Origin of the sequence: Alkalibacillus haloalkaliphilus (assembly GCF_007991275.1) — a bacterium.
Classification (GTDB): domain Bacteria; phylum Bacillota; class Bacilli; order Bacillales; family Alkalibacillaceae; genus Alkalibacillus; species Alkalibacillus haloalkaliphilus.
Map to the genome: position 1 here is coordinate 244,158 of NZ_BJYA01000002.1, position 20,854 is coordinate 265,011.

The window sequence follows — 20,854 nt, forward strand, 5'->3', positions numbered from 1 at the left end:
AAGAGTTGCTCCTTCCAAATTAGGAAGAAAGCAACTCTTTTTAATGGATATCGCGATACAAGCCAATCACTTTACCTAAAATTGTAACATGGCTTAACACAATAGGTTCCATTGACGAATTCTCTGGTACAAGCCGGTATTGATTGGAATCTTTAAAGAAGCGTTTAACTGTTGCTTCATCTTCTTCAGTCATAGCAACGACAATGTCCCCGTTAGAAGCAGATGCTTGCTTTCTGACAATGACTAAGTCCCCATCTAAAATACCAGCTTCAATCATACTATCACCTTGAATAGATAAGACGAACACATCGTCTTCAACTGCTGAATAAGTGTTAGGGATCGGAATGTATTCCTCAACATTTTCAATAGCAGTAATCGGCTCACCAGCAGTAACTTTACCAACTAAAGGTGCATACATTGCGCTACGTTCATGAACTGTTTGTTGGTCTTCGTGCGTAATTTCAATTGCACGCGGTTTAGTTGGGTCACGACGAATATAACCTTTCTCTTCCAAACGAGATAAATGACCATGCACAGTTGAGCTTGAAGCTAGTCCAACTGCTTCGGCTATTTCTCGAACGGACGGTGGATACCCTTTTGCTTTTACTTCATCTGCAATAAACTCGTAAATTTCTTTCTGTCTCTTTGATAACTTCGTCACTCTTCTCACCCCATGGAATTATTACAACTAACGAACTACTTTTAAAGACATTATAGCAAGAATTGGCACAAAAGACAAACGTTCGTTCGCATTTAAGACATCGTCCTTGTGTTTAGCGTACATAGATTATAGAATATAGTTTGGACTTTGAGTATAAGGGTATTTTAATAGTAAAGAATTAAAAGGAGCTTGGTTTATGTTATCTCAAGAAAAAATAGATCGAATAAATGAGCTAGCGAACAAAAAGAAGACCAAAGGATTAACAAAGAAAGAAGAGCAAGAACAAAAGAAGTTAAGAGAAGAATATTTATCTTCATTCCGCAACTCTTTCAAAAATCAACTACACTCAATGAAAGTAGTAGACCCAGAAGGACAAGATGTAACACCAGAAAAATTAAAAGATGAACAAGAAAAAAATAAAAAACATTAAAAATATCAATATTAATTGTCGGTTTTTGTTAAAATAGAAACGAGTGTAACAAAAGCCTTGCAATATAAATAAGCAAGTTGAAGGGAGAATTCAAATGAGTAGAACAACAGAAGAACTATCTATTAACACAATTAGAACATTAACAATCGATGCAGTAGAAAAAGCAAACTCAGGTCACCCAGGAATGCCAATGGGTGCTGCGCCTATGGCCTATACACTATGGACGAAAGTTATGAACCATAACCCAAGCCATTCTTCATGGTTTAATAGGGACCGTTTCGTTTTATCAGCTGGTCACGGCTCAATGCTACTGTATTCTTTATTGCATTTATCAGGGTACAACGTAAGTCTTGATGACATTAAAAATTTCCGTCAGTGGGGTTCTAACACACCAGGCCACCCTGAATTTGGCCATACAGATGGTGTAGAAGCAACAACTGGCCCGTTAGGTCAAGGTTTAGCAATGGCGACTGGTAAAGCTATGGCTGAGCGATTCTTAGCATCAAAATTTAACACTGATGAACATAATTTAGTTGATCATTATACTTATTCTATTTGTGGTGACGGTGACTTAATGGAAGGTGTTTCTCAAGAGTCAGCTTCATTAGCCGGTCACTTAAAACTTGGCAAGTTAATCGTAATGTACGATTCTAATGATATTTCATTAGATGGTGACTTAGACCGCTCATTCTCAGAAAGTGTAGAAGACCGTTACAAGTCTTACGGCTGGCAAGTCATTCGTGTAGAAGATGGTAACGATACTGAAGCAATTGAGCGCGCTTTAGAAGAGGCAAAAGCTAACACAGAACAACCGACAATGATTGAAGTGAAAACAGTGATCGGTTACGGTTCACCAAATAAATCAGGTAAAGCTGATTCACACGGTGCTCCTTTAGGTGAAGATGAGCTGAAATTAGCAAAAGAACATTACGGTTGGGACTTTGAAGAAGATTTCTTCATTCCAGAAGAAGTTAAAGAAGACTTCGCTACGAAAGTTAAACAACGTGGAGAAGAGGCAGAAAACAAGTGGAATGAATTATTAGCACAATACAAAGAAGCTTATCCGGAATTAGCTGATGAGTTTGAAAAAGCAATGAATGATGAACTACCAGTAGATTGGAATGCTGACTTACCAACTTATGATGAACATTCGAAAGCTTTAGCAACTCGTGCAGCTTCAGGTGAAGTACTAAACGCACTAGCGAACAAAGTGCCGAACTTAATCGGTGGTAGTGCAGACTTAGCTGGTTCTAACAAAACAGCACTAAAAGGTGAAGATGATTTCAAACCAACAGATTATAGTGGTCGAAACATTTGGTTTGGCGTACGTGAATTTGCGATGGCATCTGCATTAAACGGTATGGCTCTTCACGGTGGTTTAAAAGTATTTGGCGGTACGTTCTTCGTATTTAGCGACTATTTACGCCCAGCGTTAAGATTATCAGCATTAATGGGGACTCCAGTCACTTACGTATTAACTCACGATTCAGTTGCAGTAGGTGAAGATGGTCCTACACACGAGCCAATTGAACAACTGCCTTCATTACGTGCGATGCCTCATTTAGACTTAATTAGACCAGCTGATGCTAACGAGACGAAAGCTGCATGGGAATTAGCAGTGACTTCAACTGACCACCCAACAGCATTAGTTCTAACTCGTCAAGGGTTACCAGTACTACCAAGCACAGATGACATAGCTTACGAAGGTGTTAAACAAGGGGCTTACGTATTAAAGCAAGCTGAAAAAGAGCAACCAGATGTGATCTTATTAGCAACAGGTTCAGAAGTACAACTTGTATATAAAGCTAGCGATAAGCTTAAGGAAGAAGGAATTGACGCTCAAGTTGTTAGTATGCCTTCTTGGTATCGTTTTGAGCAACAATCTGACGCTTATAAAGAAGCTGTATTACCATCTGCAGTTAAAACACGTCTTGCTGTGGAAATGGCATCACCATTCGGTTGGGAGCGTTACGTAGGACTAGAAGGTGACGTTCTAGGAATCGAAACGTTTGGTGCATCAGCTCCTGGTGATGAAGTCATCGAAAACTATGGCTTTACGGTTGAGAATGTTGTAGCACGCGCAAAGGCGTTATTAAAATAATAATTCATCAAAGATAAACAATATGCGACATTCTTTTTTGTAGTTCAACTTAAAAAGTGACAAACTTTTTTATGGAATATTGATACGCTTGTCCTAAAGGAGGATGAGTCATGTATCAATATTCCTTATATTTTTTCAAACCGACATACGCGATTCATTTTTATTATAAAGTTGATGTACTTTATCGTTTTTTAGATCAATATAGAAAAGGTAAATATACAGATGACACTACACAACGTCAGGTGAGTTTCGTCTTAGAATATGTCATTTTAAATGATGTATATGAACATTTAACATCACAAAAATTCTCACACAAACTTGATGTTAAAGCTGAAAATAACGAACTTATAATAAAGAGCGATAGTTTGGATATGAAAGCCGTACGTAACGGTTATGCCATTGACGTTTATGCAAATTCATTAATTGATGCTGATCAATTATTCTTTCAATATATTAAAGAGTTCCACCCGTACGTTTTTGTCGTCAATTTTGACTCAAGAGAATGCGGTTGGATCTTACCTTTAGCGAAAAAAGCAAATTATCACATCTAAGACTATTGTCATTATTCGGATGTTTTACTATACTGTATAAAGACAACGAGATAGGAGGATATAGAAGCAATGGACATACTATGGGTTGTATTAATTGCTTTTGGTACATTGGTAGCCGGTTTACTTTTAGGGTTCTTCATTGCCCGTAAGACGATGATGAGCTATTTAAAGAAAAACCCACCAATTAACGAGCAAATGTTACGTACAATGATGATGCAAATGGGACAAAAGCCTTCACAGAAGAAGATCAATCAAATGATGAAAGCTATGTCTCAACAAATGGACAACGATGACAAAAAGAAAAAATAAACGAAAAGGGATGGGCGAATAGCTCATCCCTTTCAATTTTCATAAAACCGTCAACTGTTAAAGCTTTATAGAGGTAATTGTTTTGATACGATGATATTATAGAAGATAGACTATAGTTAGGAGAGTTACCTATGGCTGAAGTAAACATATTGTTAGCTTTCGGTGCAGGATTTTTATCATTTATCTCACCTTGTGTTTTACCGTTATATCCCGTGTTTCTATCATATATAACAGGTATGAGTGTAGAAGAACTTAAAAATGATAAAGCGATTTTAAGGAAAAGAGCGATGTTACATACCTTGTTTTTCTTAATTGGTTTTTCATCGATCTTTATTATGCTCGGATTTACAGCATCGTTTATTGGAGGAACTTTATATGCTTACAGCGATTTAATTAGACAAGTTGGTGCTGTATTAATTGTATTCTTCGGTTTAATGATGATTGGGTTCTTTAATTTTGATTTCCTTATGAAAGAACGCAAAGTTACATTAAAGAATAGACCAGCAGGATACCTTGGCACTTTATTTATTGGTGCAGCGTTCTCGATGGGCTGGACACCATGTACCGGCCCTATTCTAATGGCGATTATTGGCTTAGCAGCAACAAATCCAGAGTCTGGTGTTATCATGATGACTGCATATTCACTAGGGTTTTCCATCCCATTCTTTGTAATGTCATTCTTTATTGGAAAGATGGATTGGATCAAGCGTAACTCACAAAAGATTGTTAAAATTGGCGGTTATGTATTAATCGTATTAGGAATCGCCTTATTCTTTGACTTATTACGTATTTTTACAGCTTATTTAGCAAATTTCTTTGGCTTTTACGGCTTTTAAAGATTGAATGATTGTGCATAATAGCATATAATAATGGTGATTTATTAAACAACGAAAAAGGGGATTTAACATGGCACACACTAATGACATAATCCTTAAGACAATGACTCAGTTAATTGCATTTATTTTATTAGGATTTTCTATTTACCTATTCTTCGCTGGTCACAACGCACCAGGTGGTGGATTCATCGGTGGATTAATGACGGCAGCGGCAATCATTTTAATGTACATCACTTACGGCTACGAAAAGATTGAACAAATCTTGCCAATTAATTTTACAACAATGTTCGTTGCAGGCTTAGGTATTGCGACCCTAGCTGGTATCGGCTCAATTGTTTTAGGACACCCGTTTTTATCACAGACTTTTGAATACTATAACTTACCAATAATGGGTGAAACAGAGCTAGCAACAGCATTAATCTTTGACCTAGGGGTTTACTTAGGGGTAGTTGGTGTCACGATGACAATTATTTTAACGATCGCAACTGACTCAGATGCTAAGGAAGACGAAGAAAAGGCAGAGGCATAATGTTTTCAATTTTAGATCACCCAATAGTTGCAGGTTTAATAACAGTCATGGCGGTCATTATGGCAACAGGTATGATTGTCGTAAGAATGCGAGCATCAAAGAAACCTGCATCAGTTAAAAAAATTATATTACCACCACTATTCATGAGTACAGGAGCATTGATGTTCTTTGTTCCATATTTTCAAATAGAATGGATTTTAGTGGTGGAAGCCGTCATTGTTGGTTTATTGTTCTCAATTTTACTTATTTACACTTCAAATTTTGAAATTAAAGAGAACGACATTTACTTAAAACCATCCAAAGCACTTGGTTTCATTTTAATCGGCTTATTGTTAATTAGACTGACTTGGAAAGCAATTACAGGGGCTGATATTTCAGTCGGTGAGACGAGTGCAATGTTTTATATACTAGCTTTCGCCATGCTATTAACTTGGCGAATTGCGATGTTGCTAAAGTATTTAAAACTAAAAGAAAGTTTAAACTAAAAAAAGTGGGAGTTAGCCTATTGCTAGCTCCCACTTTCTTTTTCTCGTTCAAGTAAATGTTCATACTGTGAAAAATCGATATCTTTTTCGTTGAGTCTTTTAATTAAAAACTTATGATCACGTTTAGGAGTCGCTAATATGTAACCTTCAATTAACAAGTCCATCGTGATTGATTTTGCTTTTCGCTCTAAGGCAAGTTGACCAATTTTAGCTCCAATCTTTTGTTTAGCTACATCTCTAAACAGCTCTGGAACAGGTTCAACTAACTCATTAAGTAAAGCTTTTTTCTCTTCGCTCCATAAATCAATCGTTTCATAGACGTAATACTCTTCCCAATCAATGATTGATTTTCCGTCTTCTTTAGGTAATTTTTTAAGAAATTTACGGAACATAAAATAACCGCCAATAGCCAAAAGTCCTACCATTATAAAAGACCAAATAATTAACAATATACCTACTGTAGTTGACATAAGTACTCACTCTCTTTTTGATGTACATATACATTGGCGGGACTGTGTGGGAATCGAACCCACCGGAGACGACACGCGCCTCCCAAGCGGTTTTGAAGACCGAGACAAGCACCAGCATTGCAACCAGCCCCAACTAGTTCATGTTTATATCCAAACGTAATTATACAAGGTAAACTAACCACAAGCAACTTAAAGATATCATTGTACTGTTTAAATAGGACGAAAAATCTAGTATAATTGTTCTAAATAAAGAATAAATGATCAAAATTGTTTAGACAATTATAAACTATTTAGTTAAAATGAAAATAGCTGTTATAATTTGTTAGCTTTTATCATAGTTTGTTAATAAACTATTCGTCAAATGAGGGGAGGATCAACCCGATTATGAAGAACCATGTCACTTTTAATGATGTAAACGAACTATTTTACGACGTAGAATATGGTGGAATAATAGAAGCTGCTAATTCATGGATTGATCAAAACTCAATGACTGTCAAAACGATATATGATGAATCTTTTAACATAATTTATATAACCGCTACCGTTGAAGACGTGTTCGGTTATAAACAAAATGAACTAATTAGTAAGTCTATTATAAACTATATCCATCCAGAACACCGACAATCACTTTATGGATGTCTGGAGAAGCTTGAAGACAACGAAAAGTTAAGGCACGAATTTCGTGTGTTACATAAAGATGGTAGATATATAGATTGCCAAGCCCATTCTAGGAAAATAGTTGATCGTAAAACAGGTCAACACTATTATATTAGTGTGACACAAGATATTATGGCTCATAAACAAGCACAACAAATGCTTGTAAGCTCTGAAAAACTGTCAACAGCAGGACAACTCGCTGCTAGTGTCGCTCATGAAATCCGCAATCCAATCACGTCTTTAAAAGGTTTTTTACAACTTTTAGAGACTGGTATTGAAGGTAAAGAAGCCTATTTAAACATTATGAAAGATGAAATCGAAAAAATTGAATCCATTTCATCTGAGCTGCTATATATCGCAAAACCGTCACCAAATGAATTTAAAGAAGCGAATATAGTAGAAATGTTAGAAGAAGTATGTATGCTTATGCGTTCACAAGCAAGACTAGAAGATGTTGAAGTCGTATTAGACAGTGATCTTAAAAGCTATATGATCTTATGTGACAGATCACAAATTAAGCAAGTGTTCATTAACTTGATAAAAAATGCTATTGAAGCAATGCATGAACCTGGAGAAGTTACGATTAAAGTAACTAATGACCACTGTTTATCTGTAGAAGTCATCGATCAAGGAGAAGGAGTACCTGATTCGTTAAAAGAAAGGTTAGGTCAACCGTTCTTGACGACTAAAGATAAAGGGACTGGCCTAGGTTTAATGGTTACGATTGATATTCTACAAAATCATGAAGCACAATTATTAATTAGAGACCGTGAACCAAAAGGTAGTATTTTTCAAGTTAAATTTTCCTAATGCTAGTTGGTGGGTATATGACAAAAAGTAACTATACGATTGGTATGGCAGGCCATATTGACCATGGTAAATCAGAATTAACGAAGGCTCTTACTGGTGTCGAAACAGACCGCCTAAAAGAAGAGCAAGAAAGAAAAATATCAATCGAATTAGGTTATGCACCTTTATATGCGGACCAAGAATATTCATTATCTATTATTGATGTTCCAGGCCACGAAAAGTTCATTAGACAAATGATTGCGGGCGTATCCGGTGTTGATCATACGTTATTAATCATTGCAGCTGATGAGGGTGTTATGCCTCAAACGGTTGAACACATTGAAATTTTAAATTACTTAGAGATTAATCGTGCATACATAGTTATTACGAAAGTCGATTTAGTAGAAGAAGAACTATTACAACTCGTAAAAGATGATATTAACCATCATATTAAAAATACAATATTTGAAAATGTTCCAATTTATTGTGTAGATTCTATTAGTGGAAATGGAATAGACCTATTAAAGACTGACTTAATTACAGCTTTAAAGCGTATGCCTGAAAAAGACCATTCAGGCTTCTTTAGAATGCCAGTCGATCAAGCTTTCCACGTACATGGGATTGGTACAGTTGTTAGAGGAACAATTGTTGAAGGTTCAATTAGTGAGCGGGAACAAATAGCAGTCAAGCCGCAAGATATTAATACAGAAGCAAAAAGTCTACAACAATTTGGACAAACGGTGAGTGAAGCGAGAGCAGGTACACGTACAGCAATCGCCTTAAAAGGGGTGGATTACCATTCCGTAAAAAGAGGGGACGTTCTAACAACGAACAGCCATGAAGCATCAAATAGAATTGACCTTAAATTACATATAAGCCCGAACTTAAATAAAGCGATTAAACAAAGGTCTCCTATCAAGTTTCATACTGGTACGAGTGAAGTTCACGGTAGAATAATCCTGTTTGACAGAAATGAAATAGAATCTGCAAACGAAGAAGTTTACGCTCAAGTAGAGCTAGATCACACCGTTTACGCTACTAGGCATGACTTTTTCATTTTAAGAAGAGCAACGCCTATGGAGACAATAGGTGGTGGCCGAATCATTAATGCTCCAGCTAAACGACACCGCTTCGGAACGAATACAGTCAAATTGTTAAAACAGCAAAGCGAGTTAACGATTGATGAAGCGATTATTGAGTATATAGAAGGAAATGGCGTTGTTAAAAAGAAAGAAGTAGTCAACGAGTTAGCAATTGATCCAACAGAAGGTCATGAAAGATTAAATACTCTATATGAACTAGACAAGATCTATTTCATTAATGATTTAATTATGACGAGGAACTGGTTGAATCAATATGTTCAACTACTTAACACCGAGCTAACTAACTACCATAACCATTTCTCTTTAAGGCAAGGCTACCCAAAAGCAGAATTCGTTCAATTGTTGCCAATCAAAGCGAAGACAGGGAAGGTTATAGTGGACCATTTAGTTGAAGAAGGACACTTTAGACAAATTAATAATAATATCGCATTGCCATCATTTTCTCCATTTATTGATGATGCATTAAAACAAGATGTTGAATTAGGGCTGACAAAACTACAACAAGACGCTTTGCACGTAGAAAAGTTTAGTAACTACTTCCCAACTATAGGACAAGATACTATTTTAGATTTGCAGCATTACTTAACTAACACAAATCAAATAGTCCAACTTTCTGAAGAGCTTATTGTCAGTCATGAAACATTTCATAACGCCCTTGATCAGCTTCGTAAGGAAACGACCGACCAATTTACATTAAAAGAGGCGAAAGATGTCTTATCATTGTCACGAAAATATTTAATTCCTTTACTAGAAAAGCTAGATGAATTTGAATACACGAAAAGATTGGACAATGCGAGACAGTGGAACAACCAATAATTTTCATTAAAAACTGCAAACTGCACGGGGTTGGGACAAATAGGCTGGAGTTTATTGAAAACACGAACAAAGGGGCTTTTAGCTTTGTTGAGTAGACACTTAGCGGAATCAAAATGCGTAGACTCCTGTGGGAGCAAAGGCCAGGGTGAGACCCCGCAGTGCGTAGCACGAGGAGGCTCACCAGCCGCCCACGGAAAGCGAAGCATTTTGATGGAGCGGAGCTAAAAGCTTAACCCGAACGAATTCAAAATGTGATTTCGTTCGGGTTTTTGTATTAACTATTAGTTCTCTCAAACCTCGTGCATTTTTATTTTACATAAATACTTTTTTCAGACCCTTCAATAACTTCACCGATAATATAAGCTCGATCGCCAAACACTTCATCCATTTGTTTAACATACTGCTCAGCTTGATTACGATCCATTGAGATTAATAATCCACCTGAAGTAATTGCATCAGCTAAGACTAACTTTGACTCTTCCTGTACTTGTGCTTCAAATGTTACATCTTGATCTAACCATTTAAGGTTAGCTTTAGTACCACCAGGAACAGCACCTTGTTCAACAAGTTCTTTAACGCCTTGAATAACAGGAACTTGATCATGGTTTATAATTAGTGATTTTTCACTACCTTTAGCAATTTCTAAAGCATGACCTAATAACCCAAAACCTGTGACATCTGTTACAGCATGCGGCTTGAATGGACGTAGATGTTCTGCTGCATACTTATTTAATTGAGCCATCCATTTAATCGCTTCATCTGCTAAATGTTGAGATGCTTTGCCTTTCTTAATAGCTGTTGTGATGATTCCAATACCGATTGGTTTCGTAAGAACTAGTACATCACCTGTTTGTGCTTGACTATTCGTCCATAATTTATGAGGATGCACGAACCCAGTTACAGACAGTCCGAATTTCGGTTCATCATCATCAATCGAGTGACCACCTATAATAGAAGCATCAGCTTCATGCACTTTATCTTCAGCACCTTGAAGTACTTCAGCTAATATATCTGATCCATATTTTTTTACAGAGAAACCAACGATATTTAAAGCTGTTTTAGCATCAGCACCCATGGCATAAACATCACTTAAAGCATTGGCGGCTGCAATTTGACCAAATGTGTATGCATCATCGACGATCGGAGTGAAATAATCAACTGTTTGTACCATTGCTAGTTCATCAGATATCTGATAAACACCCGCATCGTCAGAACTGTTTTGACTATACATTACTTGAGGGTCATCTGATTTTCGTTCAACTTGACTCAACACTTGAGTCAGCTCGCTTGGTGCGAGTTTACAACCTCATCCAGCTTTAGATGAAAGGGAAGTTAGACGTAAAATTTCATCACGTTCCTTACTCATATGAATCACCTCCAACTTCAGAATAGTATATCCTCCTACAATTTACTAGAAAAATGAGTGAAAATTGTTGAAAAAGGATATGTTATTTTATAGGCTAGTAATTAAAGAGGGGGTAGAGATTTATGAGTTATAAAGTATCAATTGAGTTTTGCATGCAGTGAAACTATGCGCCAAAAGCTGCGAGTTTCGCAGATGAGTTATTTACTGAATTCCGACACGAAATTTCAGAAATGAAATTAGTACCAGCGTCTGGTGGAGCATTCGAAGTAACGGTTGATGGTGAAAAGTTATACTCAAAACTAGATACTGGTGTATTTCCTGAGGCTGATCAAGTTATTAAAGAAATGAAATCTTAAAACGAAAAGAAGCCCGCTCGTTTATTTAAACGGTGGGCTTCTTTATGGTTATGGCTTAATTAGGATATAATGGTGTTGAAGTAATAAAATAATGGGGCGATTGGATGAATCTATTAAGAAATATTCCACCAATACACGAATTACTTAATGACAATAAAATAGCCGCTGAAATTGAACAACATAACATTTCATACGAAGAAGCGAAACAATCTTTACAAGATAGCGTGCAGTCTGTTCGTAATGAAATCCGAAACGGTGAATTCTTAAACTCAAGTTTAGAAGATTTGTTTAATTCAATTATAGAGCGAGCGGTTAAACAAATAGAACAACATAAAATTCATAACTTACAACCTGTAATTAATGGGACAGGAACTATTTTACATACAAACTTAGGGCGAGCCCGACTAGCATCCCAAGCGATAGACCACGTTGTTAATAGCGCTTCATATTATTCAACTTTAGAATATGATGTAACTACTGGTAAGAGAGGATCAAGACATGACTTAGTAGAACGTTATATTACTAATTTAACAGGTGCTGAATCTGCAATGGTTGTTAATAATAATGCGGCAGCTGTTTACATGGTTTTATCATGTTTTGCCAAAAACTATGAAGCCATTGTGTCACGTGGAGAACTGGTTGAAATTGGGGGAAGCTTTCGCGTCTCATCAATTATGGAAGAAAGCGGTACAACACTTAAAGAAATCGGAACGACAAACAAAACGCATTTATTTGACTACGAACAAGCAATTCATAGTGAAACGAAAATGATTATGAAAGTGCATACGAGCAATTTTTATATGAGCGGCTTCACTTCGAGTGTAGATCGTGAAGAGTTAGCAAGCCTAGCTCAGCGCCACAACTTAATTTACTATGAAGACCTAGGTAGTGGTTTACTGTATAATTTGAGTGATCAAGGAATAACTGATGAACCAGTTGTCAAAGATGTGATTGCCAAAGGGGTTGACCTTGTTTCATTTAGTGTAGATAAATTGTTAGGTGGACCGCAAGCAGGTATTATTGCTGGTAAGAAAGAGTATATCGATGCCCTAAAAAAACACCAATTAGCCAGAGTGTTAAGAGTTGATAAGATGACTTATGCAGCACTCGAAGAAACGCTTCGGCTGGCATTAACGAATCAGGTTGACCAAATACCTACATTACGTGACATCTTAAAAGATTCTAATACCATACGAAACGAAGTCATGGTATTTTTAGAGGGAACAAAGGATCTTGACCCGTTAACATTAGAACCAATTGAGATGAAATCAAAAGTAGGGGGAGGTACATTACCTGAAGTAGAGTTAGATTCTTTTGGTATTAAAGTCCGATGCCGAGTACGGACAACAGAGGAGTTAACCAAGCAATTGCGCACTTGTCCGATTCCTATCATAGTTAGGGTTGAAAACGATTCGGTTATGGTCGATTTTCGAACTTTGGAACGCCATGAACAGGATGAAATAAGAAAAGCATTACAAGAACTAAATAATCGATTAAAGTAAGCGTTTTCATGCAAAAATTTTAGTTTTAATGTTTTACTTCTATATCTTTTTAATATAAAATGAATACGTGCAGAAATATTGGCTTTTCTGTAGAAAAACGCTAATTATTCTAATGAGACGAAACATTACATAGTTAAGGGGGTAAAGTAACATGGTAGCTAATCTTTCTTCAAATGCAAAAAAGCAGTTTGAACTTAATGGTAAGACTTATAACTATTACCATCTAAAAACGCTAGAAGAAAAAGGGCTAGGCAACGTATCACGCCTACCTTACTCAATTCGCGTACTTTTAGAATCAGTTTTACGTCAATATGACGGTCATGTTATTAAAGATGAACACATTGAAAAGCTAGCAAAATGGGCTGATGGTGAAAAGGTAGATGTTCCTTTCAAACCATCTCGTGTTATTTTGCAAGACTTTACTGGGGTGCCAGCAGTAGTAGACTTAGCATCTCTTCGTAAAGCAATGGTTGATATGGGTGGAAGCCCTGATCAAATTAATCCTGAAGTACCAGTCGACTTAGTAATTGACCACTCAGTGCAAGTTGACAGATATGGTACAGCAGACGCACTACGTGTCAATATGGAAATGGAATTTGAACGTAACAAAGAGCGTTATGAATTCTTACACTGGGCACAGAAAGCATTCGATAACTACCGTGCTGTACCACCAGCAACAGGTATCGTGCACCAAGTTAACTTAGAGTACATTGCTAACGTTGTACACGAAAAACAACAAGAAGACGGCACTTATGACGCATTCCCAGATACACTAGTTGGTACTGACTCACATACGACGATGATCAACGGTCTAGGTGTTCTAGGTTGGGGTGTAGGTGGTATTGAAGCAGAAGCAGGTATGCTAGGTCAGCCTTCATACTTCCCAACACCTGAAGTAATCGGTGTTAAACTAACAGGTAGTTTCCCAGAAGCTACTACAGCTACAGACTTAGCGTTAAAAGTAACGCAAGTACTACGTCAGAAGAACGTAGTAGGTAAGTTCGTTGAATTCTTCGGTCCTGGCCTAACTGAAATGCCGCTTGCAGACCGTGCAACGATCTCAAACATGGCACCTGAGTATGGTGCGACATGTGGTTTCTTCCCAGTAGATGAAGAGACTCTAGACTACATGCGTTTAACTGGACGTACTGAAGAGCAAATCCAGTTAGTTAAGGAATACCTACAGAAGAACGATCTATTCTACACGCCAGATCAAGAAGATCCAGCGTTTACTCAGTTAGTAGAGATCGATCTATCTGATTTAGAACCTAACTTATCTGGTCCGAAGCGTCCACAAGACTTAATTCCGCTTTCAGAGATGAAAGAATCATTTAACAAGGCGTTAACAGCTCCAGCTGGTAACCAAGGCTTTGGATTAAATGAGAAAGATAAAGAAAAGGAAGCTGTTGTTAAATTTAACGACGGTGGCGAAACGACGATGAAAACAGGTGCATTAGCAATTGCAGCTATTACATCTTGTACAAACACGTCAAACCCACACGTTATGTTAGGTGCTGGTCTATTAGCTAAGAAAGCTGTAGAAAAAGGCTTAGAAGTACCTTCATACGTGAAAACTTCATTAGCACCTGGTTCAAAAGTAGTTACAAACTACTTAGAGAACTCTGGATTAATGGAATACCTAAACAAGTTAGGCTTTAACCTTGTAGGATACGGTTGTACAACTTGTATCGGTAACTCAGGTCCATTACTACCTGAAATTGAGGAAGCAATTGCTGATTCTGACTTAACGGTATCATCTGTACTTTCAGGTAACCGTAACTTTGAAGGACGTATTCACCCATTAGTACGTGCTAACTACTTAGCTTCACCACCATTAGTAGTAGCGTATGCTCTAGCTGGTACAGTAGATCTTGATCTCTTAAATGAACCATTAGGTCAAGATGCTGATGGCAATGACGTATTCTTCAAAGACATCTGGCCATCATCAGATGAAATCAAGTCTGAAATTGCGAAAGTTGTAACACCTGAAATCTTCCGTAAAGAATACGAAGAAGTATTTAATTCAAATGAAGAGTGGAACAAGATTCAAACAACGGATGAGCCGTTATATGAGTTTGATGAAGATTCAACTTATATTCAAAACCCACCATTCTTCGAAGAAATGTCTAAAGATCCTAAAGAAGTAGCACCGTTAGAAGGTTTACGTGTAGTCGGTAAGTTCGGAGATTCTGTAACGACTGACCACATTTCACCAGCAGGTGCGATTCCTAAAGATATGCCGGCTGGTCAATATCTAATGGAAAAAGACGTTTCTCCACGTAACTTTAACTCGTATGGTTCTCGTCGTGGTAACCATGAAGTTATGATGCGTGGTACGTTTGGTAACATCCGTATCCGTAACGAGATCGGTGGAGGTAAAGAAGGTGGATTTACTACGCACTGGCCAACAGGCGATGTACTACCAATTTACGATGCTGCTATGAGATACAAAGAAAAAGGTACTGGCCTATGTGTGATCGCAGGCGATGACTACGGCATGGGTAGTTCACGTGACTGGGCTGCTAAAGGTACTGACTTACTAGGTATTAAAACAGTAATTGCTCAAAGCTTTGAGCGTATTCACCGTTCTAACTTAGTTATGATGGGCGTACTACCACTTCAATTCCAGAAAGGTGACACGATTGAGTCACTTGGATTAACTGGAGAAGAAGTTATTAACGTTGAAGTTAATGAAGACGTTAAACCTCATGACTTAGTAAAAGTAACTGCTACGAATGATCAAGGTGAAACGACAGAATTTGAAGTTGTTGCACGTTTCGATAGTGACGTTGAAGTTGACTACTACCGCCACGGTGGTATTCTGCCAATGGTACTTCGTAACAAGCTTCAAACAGTTGAAAAATAAACCTTATTTTAAGAAGCCACCGTTTAAAAACGGTGGCTTCTTTATCTTTAAGCTTGTTTTTCATCTTGTAATTCACGGTCCCAATGTCGGTGTTGAGCTAATTGTTCTAAAAAGGTTTGGCTAAAATCTTGTAATTGTTCAGACTGAATAGTCAACACACCGTGATCATTAAACATCTCGTTGTTTGATTGCTTAGTTGCAAGTTGTGAATTTTGAGGTAGAACTGTTGAAAATAGTTCAACCGCATCATTACTAGCTGCTATTGTTTTAGCGTGCGCAAATGTATCTTTAATAAAGTCTTTTGCTTCTTTGTGTGTCATTAATTGATCAACATGTTGTTTCCCACCCGGTACAAATATCCCATCATACATGACAGAATGTGTTGTCGAATAGTTTTTGTGGACATCGACTGGTTCATTTTGATCACTGTGTAATTTCCCTAACGTTTTACTAACGATTTCAACGTGTACATCATTATTTCGTAAGGTCGTCATCATTTCTTGTAGTTCTTTATTTTTAAATCCATCAGCAAGTAAAACAGCTACTTTTCGTGTATTAGATGAGAAGGTCGTTTGTAACTGACTTAACGCTGGTGATGGTGACACTTGAGGTTCTTGGTTGTTTGATTGTGGTGGTTCAACCCCAACACCTTTAGCAATTTCATTGGCTAGCGTATGACTTACATTACTGAACATCTCGACAACTTGTTGCTTAATTTTAGGGTCTTTAACGTTACCGACTTCAAAGTGGAATGCTTTATGAATATGCCTTTTTTCATGTTCGGACATGCTATTGTAAAATAGTGCAGCTTGCGTATAATGATCTTTGAAACTTTCGCTTCGTTTTCTAACCTTATAACCGTCAACTTTTTCTTGATAATGTTCAAATCCACCTTCAGCAAATGAACTAGTTTGAGGATCATTATTTTGTAATCCATTTGGACTGTAGGCGACTTTTCCTTTATTAATCGTCATTCGGTGGAACCCGTCACGTTGATTGTTGTGAACAGGGGCAATTGGACGGTTGATCGGTATTTCGTGAAAGTTCGGACCACCTAATCGTAATAACTGTGTATCTAAGTAAGAAAACAAGCGACCTTGTAATAATGGATCATTAGTAAAATCAATACCAGGCACGATATTACCCATGTGAAAAGCAGCTTGTTCTGTTTCAGCAAAGAAGTTGTCTTGATTTCGATTTAGCGTCATCTTTCCAATAATTTTGACCGGAATTTGTTCTTCAGGCCATATTTTCGTTGGATCGAGTATATCAAAGTCAAAATCAAATTCTTGGTTTTCTTCAATGACTTGAATTCCTAATTCAAATTCAGGATACTCTCCGTTATTAATGGCATCCCATAAATCTTGCCTATGGTAATCCGGATTTTTACCCGCTATTTTTTGGGCTTCATCCCACGTTAATGAATGTGTACCTAAAAGTGGTTTCCAATGGAATTTGACAAACCTAGCTTTACCTTGATCATTAACTAGGCGGAACGTATGAACACCGAAGCCTTCCATCATACGAAAACTTCTCGGAATACCTCGATCTGACAATAGCCACATAATCATATGAGCTGATTCTCGATTTTGTACAACCCAATCCCAAAAAGTATCATGCGCTGCTGATGCTTGTGGAATTTCGTTATCGGGTTCTGGTTTAATCGCATGGACGATATCCGGAAATTTGATTGCATCTTGAATGAAAAAAACAGGCATGTTGTTACCAACTAAATCAAAATTACCATCCTCAGTATAAAATTTCGTCGCAAAACCCCGAACATCTCGAACTGTATCAGCTGATCCACGAGACCCTACTACTGTAGAAAAACGAACAAAGACTGGTGTTTTGACAGATGGGTCCTGAAGAAACTTGGCACTCGTTAATTCTTTCATGGATTCATAAGGTTGAAAATAGCCATGAGCTCCAAACCCTCTCGCATGAACAACTCTTTCCGGTATTCGTTCATGGTCAAAGTGTGTCATTTTTTCTCTGAAGTGGAAATCTTCCATAATAGTTGGTCCTCGTTCGCCTGCAGTAAGTGACTGAGACGTATCAGACAGTTTAGCCCCTTGATTCGTGCTTAATTTTTCACCTTGATTACTATTTTTAAAGGCGTTAAGCTGTTCATTTTTAGCATCTTGATGGTTGTTTTGTTCATTTGTCATAAGTTACCCTCCTATATATGTAGGTCACCTGTAGTTTGCCAAATCACACCATATTTATTCCTATATTTAGTAATACAAGTTCACTGAATCGTAATGCATGTTTTACGTATTTTTTTAGAAAATTTGGTATGATGAATTAGTAGGGAGTGGTAACATGAACGATCTGATTCAAATTGGACCTTTAAACATATTCGTTCCATATTTATTTTACATAGCTGGTATTGTCGCATCTTTAGTTGTTGCACACTTCTTAATCAAACGTTTGATTAATTATGATTTTCCAAAAAAACCAGCCGATTTAATGATTGAATATTGGATTGTATTCATTGTCATTTGGAAGTTAAGTTATTTTATTAACTATCCAAGGAACATCTTAAATAATCCATTAGCTGTTATTTATTTTGACGGTGGTACGTTAGGTTTATTGTTAGGTGTTATTGGTATTGTTATTTTCGGTTATTTTCAACTAAAACGCCATAATATTACTATTCCTATTCAATTGCTATTAATTTTACAGGCGACCTTCGTCTTTATTTCATTTGATCAAGCAACATCTTTTCTATACGGTTTTGACCTTTACATTTTTATAGAGGTTGTCTCATACATTGTATTGGTTGGGATTTTGTTTCGATTAGTTAAGCCGGTCACTTTAATTAAAGTTTTCCAAGCCTATAGGTGGTTTGTTATTACTTGGACTTTATTTAGAGTGTTGCAAAATGAGATTCATTTATATACTGATACATTAATTATAGTGTTACTTTTAGCTGTTCTTACGATTGTTTTAGAATGGTATTTAAACCAAAAGGTGAAAGGAGAAAATTAAATTGAACATAATGTTAAAGCGTATTTTAGGTTTGGCAATTATCGGTGTATTACTTGGAATCATCGTTTATAATACTTGGTTTGATGATACAGCAAATGGAGATCCAGAGGGTGATGGCATTTTTGTTCAGCCTGATGGTGTTGATATTGATACAGATGGTGTAGAAGTTGGAGATATGGCTCCTAACTTCAAATTACAAACCCTCAATGGAGAAGAAGCAGAATTAGCTGATTTTAGAGGACAAAAAGTAATGATTAACTTTTGGGCTACATGGTGTCCACCTTGTCGTGCAGAAATGCCTCATATGCAAGAGATTCATGAGGAGTATGATGATGATGTTGTCATATTAGCCGTTAATGCGACGAGCCAAGAGACATCGCATGATAACGTGCAGGACTTTATAGATGAACTGGAATTAACATTTCCAATTTTAATGGATGAAACAAGAGAAGTTAATGTGCGTTACCAAGCGTTAAGCTTGCCTACAACGTATTTCGTTAATACTGAAGGTGAACTGCAAATCCCAAGACATGTTGGGCCACTATCATATGATGATATGGTCAGAAAAATTGAAGAATTAGATTAAGTATAAACATTACGAATCATGGTAATCCTAGTAAAAAAAGGAGACGATCATGATGCGTAGAAAAGAACGACTTTCTTTCCAAGCCTTAGTTAAAGATGAAAAAGAGAAGATTATGAACAACCAAGAAGAACTTGACAAAATTTATGACAAAATTGAAGAGCGAATGGAATTAGTTAGAAATCCTAAAAAGCATGCATAGCTCATGACTGGTTTTACAAACTATGATTGATTACATCAAAAAGGAGATGGATGGAATGTCTAATCATAGCCAAAAGCCGAAACCAGATCATAGACGTGATAACTTAAAGAAGATTCAAGAAAACATTGAAAATACGCTAGAGAACATACAAGAAGCAGAACATTCAATGGAAACAGCTTCAGAATTCCAAGAAGAAGAAATTCGTCGTAAAAATGCACGTAGACGTCAGTCAGTTGAAGGTATGAGAGACGAAGTACGTGATGAACACGAACATATGAAGCGAAAAAAGAATAATAAATAATTAATATTAAAGCTGTCGAGAGAATCTCGGCAGCTTTAATATTTCATTAACGACTTATTTTTGCTACGCTAAAACATTTCATATAAAATATATAGTAAAATAATAGCAAAGTGTAGCAAGGGAGATGTACATAACATGATTACAAATGAAACAGAAGTTAAAGTAAGATATCAAGAAACTGACCAAATGGGAGTCGTTTACCATGCGAACTATTTCGTCTGGTTTGAAATAGGGAGAACTCACTTAATTGAGGATTTAGGATTCCGATATGCGGATATGGAAGAAGAGGGGATTGTTTCACCGGTAGTTGATATCGAAGCAAAGTATAAAAGACCTCTACGCTATGGCCAAGTCGCTACGGTTAAAACCTATATTAAAGAGTATGATGGCTTTAGGGTCGTTTATGGATATGAAGTTTATACAGATGATGGGACTTTGGCTGTTACTGGGTCTTCATCTCACGTATGTGTTAAGAAGTCAAACTTTCGTCCAATATCAATTAAGAAGCATTTCCCTGATTGGCACAAAGCGTATGAACAGGCAGTAGGTGAAGCAGATGGCGTTCGGAATTAAGCGAGATGAATTAAAACACTGGAAAAAGGAAGTAGAAGCAGGTAATATCGCTTTTTTAACACACTATTGGGCTGATGACCGTTTTCCACAAATGAATACCGTTACTAAAGTAGGTTGTCGAGATGTCGATAAATTAAAACAGTGGGGTAAGAAGCATGGACTTAAACCGAAATGGATTCATGAAGATGAGAAATACCCACATTTTGATTTAATTGGATCATTTGAAGAAGATATTTTAAAAGCAGAAGGTAAGTTGGATCAATTAAGAAGATTTAAAAGTGTTGAAAAATAAAAAGATTGGGACAGAACTAATTGTTAATACACAAAACCCGAACGAAATCATATTTTGACTTCGTTCGGGTTTATCTTTTAGCTCC

General features: G+C 36.9%; 21 protein-coding genes, 1 tRNA gene and 1 pseudogene. 18 read left to right on the forward strand and 5 right to left on the reverse strand.

The genetic code is table 11. From position 1 onward, the window contains the following. Positions 1 to 40 precede the first annotated feature (40 nt). Positions 41 to 661 (reverse strand): transcriptional repressor LexA, encoded by a 621-nt coding sequence (lexA, locus tag AHA02nite_RS03890; RefSeq protein WP_146814576.1) that lies wholly within the window; start codon positions 659 to 661, stop codon positions 41 to 43. A gap of 196 nt (positions 662 to 857) precedes the next feature. Here lexA and AHA02nite_RS03895 point away from each other — a divergent pair, with 196 nt between their 5' ends. From AHA02nite_RS03895 to AHA02nite_RS03925, 7 genes are all read left to right on the forward strand, one after another. Next, complete coding sequence (locus AHA02nite_RS03895; protein ID WP_146814578.1) at positions 858 to 1,091, forward strand: DUF896 domain-containing protein; 234 nt, start codon at positions 858 to 860, stop codon at positions 1,089 to 1,091. 94 nt (positions 1,092 to 1,185) lie between these two features. Continuing rightward, the gene (tkt, locus tag AHA02nite_RS03900) at positions 1,186 to 3,192 is read left to right on the forward strand and encodes a transketolase (protein WP_146814580.1); all 2,007 of its coding nucleotides are present in this window, start codon (positions 1,186 to 1,188) and stop codon (positions 3,190 to 3,192) included. Positions 3,193 to 3,302: 110 nt separating this feature from the next. Then, complete coding sequence (sirA, locus tag AHA02nite_RS03905; protein ID WP_146814581.1) at positions 3,303 to 3,743, forward strand: sporulation inhibitor of replication protein SirA; 441 nt, start codon at positions 3,303 to 3,305, stop codon at positions 3,741 to 3,743. A gap of 69 nt (positions 3,744 to 3,812) precedes the next feature. After that, complete coding sequence (locus AHA02nite_RS03910) at positions 3,813 to 4,052, forward strand: YneF family protein (protein WP_146814583.1); 240 nt, start codon at positions 3,813 to 3,815, stop codon at positions 4,050 to 4,052. A gap of 131 nt (positions 4,053 to 4,183) precedes the next feature. Further along, positions 4,184 to 4,888, forward strand: coding sequence for a cytochrome c biogenesis CcdA family protein (locus tag AHA02nite_RS03915; protein WP_146814585.1), 705 nt, complete (start codon positions 4,184 to 4,186; stop codon positions 4,886 to 4,888). 70 nt (positions 4,889 to 4,958) lie between these two features. Continuing rightward, positions 4,959 to 5,417 carry a Na(+)/H(+) antiporter subunit B gene (locus tag AHA02nite_RS03920; RefSeq protein ID WP_146814586.1) on the forward strand — a complete coding sequence of 153 codons (459 nt, stop codon included), beginning with the start codon at positions 4,959 to 4,961 and terminating at the stop codon, positions 5,415 to 5,417. Continuing rightward, positions 5,417 to 5,902: a CcdC family protein gene (locus AHA02nite_RS03925; protein WP_146814588.1), complete on the forward strand. Its 486-nt coding sequence runs from the start codon at positions 5,417 to 5,419 to the stop codon at positions 5,900 to 5,902. Before AHA02nite_RS03920 ends, AHA02nite_RS03925 begins: the two co-directional genes overlap by 1 nt. Before the next feature lie 23 nt (positions 5,903 to 5,925). Here the strand turns inward: AHA02nite_RS03925 and AHA02nite_RS03930 are convergent, their stop codons facing one another. Further along, the gene (locus AHA02nite_RS03930; protein ID WP_146814590.1) at positions 5,926 to 6,372 is read right to left on the reverse strand and encodes a DUF2621 family protein; all 447 of its coding nucleotides are present in this window, start codon (positions 6,370 to 6,372) and stop codon (positions 5,926 to 5,928) included. A gap of 34 nt (positions 6,373 to 6,406) precedes the next feature. Next, positions 6,407 to 6,503 (reverse strand) — tRNA-Sec (locus AHA02nite_RS15050). Between the two features lie 253 nt (positions 6,504 to 6,756). On the opposite strand from AHA02nite_RS15050, the gene AHA02nite_RS03935 reads away from it, so the two are divergent. Beyond that, the gene (locus AHA02nite_RS03935) at positions 6,757 to 7,839 is read left to right on the forward strand and encodes a PAS domain S-box protein (RefSeq protein ID WP_146814592.1); all 1,083 of its coding nucleotides are present in this window, start codon (positions 6,757 to 6,759) and stop codon (positions 7,837 to 7,839) included. A 17-nt stretch (positions 7,840 to 7,856) separates the two neighbouring features. Then, positions 7,857 to 9,737 (forward strand): selenocysteine-specific translation elongation factor, encoded by a 1,881-nt coding sequence (gene selB / locus AHA02nite_RS03940; RefSeq protein WP_170235963.1) that lies wholly within the window; start codon positions 7,857 to 7,859, stop codon positions 9,735 to 9,737. Positions 9,738 to 10,044: 307 nt separating this feature from the next. On the opposite strand, the gene selD is transcribed toward selB, so the two are convergent. Next, positions 10,045 to 11,103 carry a selenide, water dikinase SelD gene (gene selD / locus AHA02nite_RS03945; RefSeq protein ID WP_146814596.1) on the reverse strand — a complete coding sequence of 353 codons (1,059 nt, stop codon included), beginning with the start codon at positions 11,101 to 11,103 and terminating at the stop codon, positions 10,045 to 10,047. A 173-nt stretch (positions 11,104 to 11,276) separates the two neighbouring features. On the opposite strand from selD, the pseudogene AHA02nite_RS03950 reads away from it, so the two are divergent. The 3 genes and pseudogenes from AHA02nite_RS03950 to acnA all read left to right on the forward strand — a co-directional run. Continuing rightward, positions 11,277 to 11,459: pseudogene (locus tag AHA02nite_RS03950) on the forward strand (Rdx family protein); the annotation flags it as partial. A gap of 104 nt (positions 11,460 to 11,563) precedes the next feature. Continuing rightward, a complete protein-coding gene (gene selA, locus AHA02nite_RS03955; RefSeq protein WP_146814600.1) occupies positions 11,564 to 12,961 on the forward strand; it encodes an L-seryl-tRNA(Sec) selenium transferase in 1,398 nt (465 codons plus the stop codon). A 151-nt stretch (positions 12,962 to 13,112) separates the two neighbouring features. After that, complete coding sequence (acnA, locus tag AHA02nite_RS03960) at positions 13,113 to 15,827, forward strand: aconitate hydratase AcnA (RefSeq protein WP_146814602.1); 2,715 nt, start codon at positions 13,113 to 13,115, stop codon at positions 15,825 to 15,827. Positions 15,828 to 15,874: 47 nt separating this feature from the next. On the opposite strand, the gene AHA02nite_RS03965 is transcribed toward acnA, so the two are convergent. Then, entirely contained in the window at positions 15,875 to 17,995 is a 2,121-nt protein-coding gene (locus tag AHA02nite_RS03965; protein WP_146814604.1) for a catalase, read from the reverse strand. A 154-nt stretch (positions 17,996 to 18,149) separates the two neighbouring features. On the opposite strand from AHA02nite_RS03965, the gene AHA02nite_RS03970 reads away from it, so the two are divergent. The 6 genes from AHA02nite_RS03970 to AHA02nite_RS03995 all read left to right on the forward strand — a co-directional run bounded on the left by AHA02nite_RS03970 (position 18,150) and on the right by AHA02nite_RS03995 (position 20,769). Next, entirely contained in the window at positions 18,150 to 18,818 is a 669-nt protein-coding gene (locus AHA02nite_RS03970) for a hypothetical protein (protein ID WP_146814606.1), read from the forward strand. Positions 18,819 to 18,828: 10 nt separating this feature from the next. Continuing rightward, the gene (locus AHA02nite_RS03975; protein WP_246118808.1) at positions 18,829 to 19,404 is read left to right on the forward strand and encodes a TlpA family protein disulfide reductase; all 576 of its coding nucleotides are present in this window, start codon (positions 18,829 to 18,831) and stop codon (positions 19,402 to 19,404) included. A 49-nt stretch (positions 19,405 to 19,453) separates the two neighbouring features. Continuing rightward, positions 19,454 to 19,603 carry an FbpB family small basic protein gene (locus AHA02nite_RS03980; RefSeq protein ID WP_246118804.1) on the forward strand — a complete coding sequence of 50 codons (150 nt, stop codon included), beginning with the start codon at positions 19,454 to 19,456 and terminating at the stop codon, positions 19,601 to 19,603. A 55-nt stretch (positions 19,604 to 19,658) separates the two neighbouring features. Further along, positions 19,659 to 19,904, forward strand: a complete 246-nt coding sequence (gene tlp / locus AHA02nite_RS03985; RefSeq protein ID WP_146814609.1) for a small acid-soluble spore protein Tlp — start codon at positions 19,659 to 19,661, stop codon at positions 19,902 to 19,904. Between the two features lie 135 nt (positions 19,905 to 20,039). After that, complete coding sequence (locus tag AHA02nite_RS03990; protein ID WP_146814611.1) at positions 20,040 to 20,477, forward strand: acyl-CoA thioesterase; 438 nt, start codon at positions 20,040 to 20,042, stop codon at positions 20,475 to 20,477. Then, the gene (locus tag AHA02nite_RS03995; RefSeq protein WP_146814613.1) at positions 20,461 to 20,769 is read left to right on the forward strand and encodes a hypothetical protein; all 309 of its coding nucleotides are present in this window, start codon (positions 20,461 to 20,463) and stop codon (positions 20,767 to 20,769) included. The genes AHA02nite_RS03990 and AHA02nite_RS03995 overlap by 17 nt, the downstream gene beginning before the upstream one ends. The last annotated feature ends 85 nt before the right edge of the window (positions 20,770 to 20,854 follow it).

Excerpts from the sequence above, each read along its gene's own strand:
- AHA02nite_RS03895 (WP_146814578.1), top strand. The coding sequence starts at position 858 with ATGTTATCTCAAGAAAAAATAGATCGAATAAATGAGCTAGCGAACAAA.
- tkt (WP_146814580.1), top strand. The coding sequence starts at position 1,186 with ATGAGTAGAACAACAGAAGAACTATCTATTAACACAATTAGAACATTA.
- sirA (WP_146814581.1), top strand. The coding sequence starts at position 3,303 with ATGTATCAATATTCCTTATATTTTTTCAAACCGACATACGCGATTCAT.
- AHA02nite_RS03910 (WP_146814583.1), top strand. The coding sequence starts at position 3,813 with ATGGACATACTATGGGTTGTATTAATTGCTTTTGGTACATTGGTAGCC.
- AHA02nite_RS03915 (WP_146814585.1), top strand. The coding sequence starts at position 4,184 with ATGGCTGAAGTAAACATATTGTTAGCTTTCGGTGCAGGATTTTTATCA.
- AHA02nite_RS03920 (WP_146814586.1), top strand. The coding sequence starts at position 4,959 with ATGGCACACACTAATGACATAATCCTTAAGACAATGACTCAGTTAATT.
- AHA02nite_RS03925 (WP_146814588.1), top strand. The coding sequence starts at position 5,417 with ATGTTTTCAATTTTAGATCACCCAATAGTTGCAGGTTTAATAACAGTC.
- AHA02nite_RS03930 (WP_146814590.1), bottom strand. The coding sequence starts at position 6,372 with ATGTCAACTACAGTAGGTATATTGTTAATTATTTGGTCTTTTATAATG.
- AHA02nite_RS03935 (WP_146814592.1), top strand. The coding sequence starts at position 6,757 with ATGAAGAACCATGTCACTTTTAATGATGTAAACGAACTATTTTACGAC.
- selB (WP_170235963.1), top strand. The coding sequence starts at position 7,857 with ATGACAAAAAGTAACTATACGATTGGTATGGCAGGCCATATTGACCAT.
- selA (WP_146814600.1), top strand. The coding sequence starts at position 11,564 with ATGAATCTATTAAGAAATATTCCACCAATACACGAATTACTTAATGAC.
- acnA (WP_146814602.1), top strand. The coding sequence starts at position 13,113 with ATGGTAGCTAATCTTTCTTCAAATGCAAAAAAGCAGTTTGAACTTAAT.
- AHA02nite_RS03965 (WP_146814604.1), bottom strand. The coding sequence starts at position 17,995 with ATGACAAATGAACAAAACAACCATCAAGATGCTAAAAATGAACAGCTT.
- AHA02nite_RS03970 (WP_146814606.1), top strand. The coding sequence starts at position 18,150 with ATGAACGATCTGATTCAAATTGGACCTTTAAACATATTCGTTCCATAT.
- AHA02nite_RS03975 (WP_246118808.1), top strand. The coding sequence starts at position 18,829 with ATGTTAAAGCGTATTTTAGGTTTGGCAATTATCGGTGTATTACTTGGA.
- AHA02nite_RS03980 (WP_246118804.1), top strand. The coding sequence starts at position 19,454 with ATGATGCGTAGAAAAGAACGACTTTCTTTCCAAGCCTTAGTTAAAGAT.
- tlp (WP_146814609.1), top strand. The coding sequence starts at position 19,659 with ATGTCTAATCATAGCCAAAAGCCGAAACCAGATCATAGACGTGATAAC.
- AHA02nite_RS03990 (WP_146814611.1), top strand. The coding sequence starts at position 20,040 with ATGATTACAAATGAAACAGAAGTTAAAGTAAGATATCAAGAAACTGAC.
- AHA02nite_RS03995 (WP_146814613.1), top strand. The coding sequence starts at position 20,461 with ATGGCGTTCGGAATTAAGCGAGATGAATTAAAACACTGGAAAAAGGAA.